We start from the raw sequence: 7500 nt of genomic DNA, 5'->3' as shown, positions 1-7500 counted from the left end.
ATCCAGTTAAGCGTTGCAGACGCATATCTAAAATCGCTTGCGCTTGTTTCTCACTTAAACCAAAACGTTCCATTAAGCCTTGCTTTGCAATATCTGCCGTTTTTGAACTACGAATTAACGTAATAACTTCATCAAGATGATCTAAAGCAATTCGTAATCCTTCTAAAATATGAGCACGTGCTTCTGCTTTTTCTAATTCATAAGCAGTACGTCTACGAATTACTACCTTCTGATGCTCTAAATAATGATATAGATTTTGTTTTAAATTTAGTACTTGTGGCTCCCCATTTACAAGAGACAACATATTAATACCGAAACTTGTTTGAAGCGCTGTATGTTTATATAGATTGTTTAATAGTACATTTGCATTAGCATCACGACGTACTTCCATGACAATACGCATACCATTACGATCTGATTCATCACGTAAATCTGTAATACCTTCAATTTTCTTATCGCGAACTAATTCTGCGATTTTTTCAATTAATCGCGCCTTATTAACTTGATAAGGTAGTTCAGTTACGATAATAGATTGTTTACCGTTTGACTTCTCTTCAATTTCAACCCTAGCACGAAGCATAATGGAACCGCGACCTGTTTCATAAGCTCTTCGAATTCCACTTCTTCCTAAAATTAAACCTGCCGTCGGAAAGTCTGGACCAGGAATATATTCCATCAATTCTGCGATAGTAATATCAGGATTATGACTTAATGCCAGCACACCATCAATTACTTCGCCAAGCTGATGCGGCGGTATATTTGTTGCCATACCAACAGCAATACCTGTTGTACCGTTTACTAATAAATTAGGGAAACGCGCTGGTAGTACTATCGGTTCTCTTTCGGAACCATCATAGTTATCTTGATAATCAATTGTATTTTTTGAAATATCACGTATTAATTCCATAGAAATCTTAGACATTCTTGCCTCTGTATAACGCATTGCTGCTGCTGAATCTCCATCTACAGAACCGAAGTTACCATGCCCATCTACAAGCATATAACGTTGACTAAAATCTTGCGCCATACGTACCATTGTTTCATAAACGGCTGAATCACCATGAGGGTGATACTTACCAATTACTTCACCGACAATACGTGCTGATTTCTTATACGCTTTATCAGCTGTAATTCCTAAATCATTCATCGCATATAAAACCCTACGATGCACAGGTTTTAATCCATCACGAACATCTGGTAATGCACGAGATACGATAACACTCATTGCGTAATCTAAAAATGAGGTACGCATTTCATGACTAATATTAATTTCTCGAATTCGTGCTTGTTGTTGATTGTCTGACATCAACGAGCACCTCCTCTTACATTTCCGTTACACATACATTGATTTATATGTAGAAGACAGGAATACTTAGATTCCTGTCATTACTCATTTAAATATCAAGGTTCTTCACGTATTTTGCATTCTCTTGGATAAAGTTACGACGCGGTTCTACTTTATCACCCATTAAAATTTCAAACGTTTCGTCTGCTTCTATTGCATCTTGAAGAGAAACTTGAAGTAACGAACGTACTTCTGGATCCATTGTCGTCTCCCATAGCTGAGTTGGATTCATCTCCCCAAGACCTTTATAACGTTGAATTCCTGGTTTCGGCTGGGCTGGTAGCTCAGCTAAGATTTTTTCAAGTTCCTTATCGTTGTAAGCATATTGAATTTTTTTACCTTGTTGTATTTTAAACAATGGCGGCTGTGCAATATAGATATAACCACACTCAATTATTTGACGCATATAACGATAGAAGAACGTTAATAATAGGGTACGAATATGTGCACCATCAACATCGGCATCGGTCATAATAATAACTTTATGATAGCGTGCTTTTTCAATATCGAAGTCTCCACCAATATTTGTACCGATTGCCGTAATAATTGTACGAACTTCATCATTTGATAAAATCTTATCTAAGCGCGCCTTTTCCACATTAATAATTTTACCCTTCAGCGGTAAAATTGCTTGGAAATGACGATCGCGTCCTTGTTTTGCAGATCCACCCGCAGAGTCACCCTCTACGATGTAAATTTCACTAATTGCTGGATCTTTCGAAGAGCAATCAGCTAATTTACCAGGTAAACTTGAAACTTCTAACGCACTCTTTCGACGTGTCAATTCACGCGCTTTTTTCGCAGCTACACGTGCACGTGCAGCCATCGTACCTTTTTCTACAATTTTTCGCGCTACATTAGGATTTTCTAGTAAGAACTTTTCAAATGCCTCTGAGAATACAGACTCTGTAATTGTTCTCGCTTCACTATTCCCAAGTTTTGTCTTCGTTTGTCCTTCAAATTGTGGATTTGGATGCTTGATTGATACAATTGCTGTTAAACCTTCACGAACATCCTCACCAGTTAAATTACTGTCCGCATCTTTTAAAATGCTATTTTTACGACCATAGTCGTTGATTACACGAGTTAAAGCTGTTTTAAAACCTACCTCATGTGTACCACCTTCATACGTATGGATGTTATTCGTAAATGAGTAAATATTATTTGTGTATCCTTCGTTATATTGAAGAGAAACCTCAACCTGAATACCATCTTTTGAACCTTCTACGTACACAGGCTCTTCATGAATCGGTTGTTTTGAGCGATTTAAATGCTCAACGTATGATTTAATTCCACCTTCGTAATGGAATTCTTTCTTTTGCTTATGTTCACGTTTATCTTCAATTGTTAATTTAATATTACGATTTAAAAACGCTAATTCACGCATACGAGTTGCTAGCGTATCAAAATCGTATACTGTTGTTTCTTGGAAAATTTCCGGATCTGGTTTAAATCGAGTTATTGTTCCTGTTTGATCTGTGTCACCAATGACTTTTAAATCCGCAACCGGAATACCTCTTTCATATTTTTGGTAATGGATTTTACCTTCACGATGTACAAATACTTCTAATTCTGTTGATAGAGCATTTACAACCGATGCCCCAACACCATGTAAACCACCAGAAACTTTATAACCGCCACCGCCAAATTTACCACCGGCGTGGAGAACAGTCATAATAACTTCTACAGCTGGACGTCCCATTTTTTCTTGTATACCAACCGGAATACCACGCCCATTATCCGTTACACGAATACTATTATCTTCTTCGATACTAACATTAATTTCATCACAATAACCTGCAAGTGCTTCATCAATACTATTATCTACGATTTCCCAAACAAGATGGTGAAGCCCTTTTCCACTTGTAGATCCAATATACATACCAGGGCGTTTCCGAACTGCCTCTAGTCCTTCAAGCACCTGTATCTGACTTTCATCATATGCATTTTCTTGCATTTGCTTTTGTTCCATTGACACAAAGATCACCTACTTTTCCATTTAAACAGGGGTTATTCCCTATCTATTTCACAATCTACAGTGCCGTTCGTTACATGAATTGTTTTCGCTTCTTTTAATGTTTCGTGTTCAATTCCGTCGACACTCGTCGTTGTAACAAATGTTTGCACTTTTCCTTGAATTGTATTTAAAAGATGTGATTGACGATAATCATCTAATTCTGATAAAACATCATCCAACAAAAGGATTGGATATTCTTTAACCTCTGAATAAATCAATTCAATTTCAGCTAATTTTAGGGATAGTGCGGTCGTTCGTTGTTGTCCTTGCGAACCAAAGACTTGAACATTTTTACTATTAACGAAGAATTGTAAATCGTCACGATGAGGACCAATCAAAGTCGTACCACGGAAAATTTCACGTTGTTTCACAGATTGAAAACTTTCATAGTATACTTCTTTTATTTTCGACAAATCCATTGATTCTGATACATCTACACTTGGTTTATAGACAATTTCTAACTCTTCTAATCCACGGCTTATACCTCGATGAATTGGAGCTGCCCATTCCTGTAGCAAATGCAAAAATTCAAAACGTTTTTGCAGTATTTTCGCACCATGCTCAATTAGTTGAAGTGTAAATACATCCAACATCGTTTCCTCATTCTTACTATTCCCTTGCATTTTTTTCAACAAGTGATTTCGTTGCGTGAGCACCTTTTGATATTGACTTAATTCATACAAATATACAGGAGCTATTTGTCCTAATTCCATATCTAAAAAGCGTCTTCTTACTTGAGGGCTTCCTTTTACAAGATTTAAATCTTCTGGGGCAAACATGACAACGTTCATCACGCCAATATATTGACTTAACTTTTGTTGTTCAAGTTGATTTAATTTTGCCTTTTTACCTTTTTTCGAAATATTTAATTCCAAAGACAAAGAACTGTTTCTTTTTTGTAATTTCCCTTTTATTTGACCAAAATCTTCATCCCAGCGGATAAGTTCGCGATCATTAGAGGTTCTATGAGATTTCGCCATCGCTAAAACATAAATAGCTTCCATCAAATTTGTTTTCCCTTGCGCATTTTCGCCGATAATTACATTTACCTTATCTTCAAAGGAAAGCTCTAATTTTTCATAATTGCGATAGTTTTTTAATTGTATTTCTGAAATAAACAAAGGGCTCCCCCTTTATGCCTGAACTTGGAAAGTTCCGCTTCCTGGAATTTCAATAACATCATTCGCATATAGTTTGCGACCTCTTCTATTTTCAAGTTCGTTGTTCACGTACACTTCATATTCTTGTAAAAACCATTTTACAGCGCCACCTGTATCAATTACATCAGCTAACTTTAAAAATTGTCCTAGTGTAATATACTCTGTTGAAATTTTAATACGTTTCATAAAATCGCTCACTTTCTGAAAGTGTTCATTCTTTCATTGTACTAAATAAACTAGCATTAGGAAAGTAATACCCAAAAATCAAATAAGGGCCACTAGCATCTTTAAACTAGCAACCCTTATTCCTTACCTAGTAAGTACGAACAGGTAAAATTAATTGAATAATTGAATCATCATTTACTGTACGAATTAAGAACGGTCTCATCGCCCCAGTAAAGCTAACTTTAATCTCTGTACTATCCAAAGCTTTCAATGCATCCATCATATATTTTGCACTAAAAGATATTTTTAACTCTTCTCCATCTACTTTTTCGCATTGTACTTCTTCGACAACTTTTCCGATTTCTGGTGAATTCGAAGAAATCTCTAGCATTTCTTGCTCTAAAGTTGATAATTTAACAACGTTATTGCGGCCATCTCTTGCTAATAGTGAAGCGCGATCAATTGCTTGTAGGAATTCTTTTGTATTCACAAAAATATCCGTTTTACTCTCTGCCGGAATTAAACGTGTCGTATCAGGATAATTCCCTTCTAACAATCTTGAGAAGAATAATAAATGTTTTGTACGGAATAATACTTGATACTCCGTAATAACGATATCTACCATTTCTTCAGACTCATCTAAAATTTTACTTAATTCATTTAAGCTCTTACCTGGAATAACAACATTAGCTTGGAATTCATCTGCAATATTATGTCCTTCAATTTTTGCTTTTCGAAGTGCCAGCCTATGACTATCTGTTGCAATACAAGTTAACTCGCTGTTATATACCTTCCAGTTTACACCTGTCAAGATTGGTCTTGTTTCAGAAGTAGAAACTGCAAATACAGTTTGTCTGATCATATGTTTAAGTAAATCTGTTGGTATCTTAAATACATGATGTTCTTCAATCTGTGGCAATAACGGATATTCTGCAGAATCTAAACCATTTAAGTTAAACTCTGATTTTCCAGATTTTATTTTTGTCATAAAATGATTTTCTACAGAAATTTCGACAGTGTCTTTAGGTAGTTTTTTTACAATCTCACTAAAATATTTTGCCTGTAAAACAATGCTTCCTGATTGAGCTATTTCTACAATTTCTTTTCCATCTTCTTCGACTGGAATAAACGATTCAATAGAAATATCAGCATCGCTTCCTGTTAATGTAACTCCTTCTTCAGTTGCTACAACTTTAATTCCCGTAAGAATTGGGATTGTTGTACGAGAAGAAACTGCCTTCATTACATCTTGTACACCTCTTACAAGATAGTCTTTTTGTATTGTAAAACGCATAAAGAAAAACCTCCGGTAAGTATAAGATTTTATTTAATTAATAAAGATAAAAAGTAGTAGTAATAGTAATAGGGCTTGTGGATATGTGGATAACTCCGCTAAAGGATGTAAAAACAGTCTATCTACATGTGGATAGACTGTGCGTAAAACAAGGTAAGTTATTCACACTATTCAGCTACTACTTTAAAATACCATTAATTTCTTCAACTTGCTTTTGTAATTGCGTATCGGTTTTTAGTAGTTTAGAGATTTTTTCATGGGCATGGATAACTGTTGTATGATCACGTCCACCAAATTCTTCACCTATTTTTGGTAAAGAGGAATCTGTAAGCTCGCGCGATAAATACATTGCAATTTGGCGAGGAAACGCAACTGATTTTGTACGTTTTTTCGCTTTAAAATCTTCTAATTTCACTTGATAAACGTCCCCGACAGCTTTTTGAATATCATAAATAGAGATAATTTTCGGCTTAGAATTTGGAATAATATCTTTAAGTGCTTCAGCTGCTAAATCAGCATTAATATCTTTATTAATTAAAGATGAATAAGCTACAACTCGGATAAGTGCACCTTCTAATTCACGAATATTTGAATCAATTTGATTTGCGATATAAAGCATAACTTCATTTGGTATATCAAGCCCTTCAGCTTTTGCTTTTTTGCGTAAAATCGCAATTCGTGTCTCTAAATCTGGCGGCGTAATGTCTGTAATAAGTCCCCATTCAAAGCGGGAACGAAGACGATCTTCTAAAGTTGGAATTTCTTTTGGTGGTCGGTCACTAGAAATTACAATTTGTTTACTTTCTTCGTGTAATGCATTAAATGTATGGAAAAACTCTTCTTGAGTCTGTTCTTTTCCAGCAAGAAATTGAATATCATCTATCAATAAAACATCTACGTTGCGATATTTATTACGAAAATCAACAGCTTTATTATCACGAATAGAGTTAATAAATTCATTTGTAAATTTTTCTGATGATAAATATACAACTTTTGCATTTGGATTATGTTCAATTACATAATGACCAATTGCGTGCATTAAATGTGTCTTTCCAAGTCCAACTCCTCCGTAAATAAAGAGTGGATTATACGCTTTAGCTGGCGCCTCAGCTACAGCTAATGAAGCTGCATGGGCAAAACGGTTACCAGAGCCAATAACAAATGTATCGAATGTATATTTTGGATTTAACATGCTCTGTGGTAAATGAGCTGAATCATCTTGTGCTGGATTCGGCTTAACTGGAGGCAGATCAATGTCCTCTTCAGCTTGACTTTGGGGAATAATAAAGCGAATTGCTAATTTTGCCCCTGTTAAATCGTATAGTGTTTCTGAAATTAGTTCGGAGTAATGAGATTCTAGCCAGTCACGAGCAAATTCATTCGGAGCTGTAATCGTTAATACGTCTTTCTTCAAGTTATGAGCCGTTGTGGATTTTAACCATGTCTCATAACTAGGCTTGCTTACCTTTTTTTCTAATTCTTTTAAGGCACTATTCCATAAATCAGAGATATTTTCCAA

General features: G+C 35.4%; 6 protein-coding genes (1 of these 6 only partly in view). All 6 read right to left on the bottom strand.

Features of this window, described 5'->3' with window-relative positions:
• On the bottom strand, positions 1 to 1306 hold the 5' portion of the coding sequence (gyrA, locus tag NST90_RS00030) for a DNA gyrase subunit A (protein WP_025710392.1). The gene continues 1166 nt to the left of window position 1, outside the view; 1306 of the gene's 2472 nt are visible here — the first part of the coding sequence; it begins with the start codon at positions 1304 to 1306; the stop codon falls past the left edge of the window.
• A gap of 88 nt (positions 1307 to 1394) precedes the next feature.
• A complete protein-coding gene (gene gyrB / locus NST90_RS00025; RefSeq protein ID WP_000435982.1) occupies positions 1395 to 3317 on the bottom strand; it encodes a DNA topoisomerase (ATP-hydrolyzing) subunit B in 1923 nt (640 codons plus the stop codon).
• Between the two features lie 38 nt (positions 3318 to 3355).
• Positions 3356 to 4483: a DNA replication/repair protein RecF gene (recF, locus tag NST90_RS00020; RefSeq protein ID WP_000470745.1), complete on the bottom strand. Its 1128-nt coding sequence runs from the start codon at positions 4481 to 4483 to the stop codon at positions 3356 to 3358.
• A 12-nt stretch (positions 4484 to 4495) separates the two neighbouring features.
• The gene (gene yaaA, locus NST90_RS00015; RefSeq protein ID WP_000821364.1) at positions 4496 to 4708 is read right to left on the bottom strand and encodes a S4 domain-containing protein YaaA; all 213 of its coding nucleotides are present in this window, start codon (positions 4706 to 4708) and stop codon (positions 4496 to 4498) included.
• Positions 4709 to 4835: 127 nt separating this feature from the next.
• A complete protein-coding gene (dnaN, locus tag NST90_RS00010) occupies positions 4836 to 5981 on the bottom strand; it encodes a DNA polymerase III subunit beta (protein WP_001212884.1) in 1146 nt (381 codons plus the stop codon).
• Between the two features lie 178 nt (positions 5982 to 6159).
• Positions 6160 to 7500, bottom strand: a complete 1341-nt coding sequence (gene dnaA / locus NST90_RS00005; protein WP_000428017.1) for a chromosomal replication initiator protein DnaA — start codon at positions 7498 to 7500, stop codon at positions 6160 to 6162.

It is taken from the genome of Bacillus sp. FSL E2-8900, assembly GCF_037966225.1.
Taxonomy (GTDB): domain Bacteria; phylum Bacillota; class Bacilli; order Bacillales; family Bacillaceae_G; genus Bacillus_A; species Bacillus_A cereus.
Note: the sequence above shows the minus strand (reverse complement) of the source record. Positions and strands in the feature narration are given on the sequence as shown.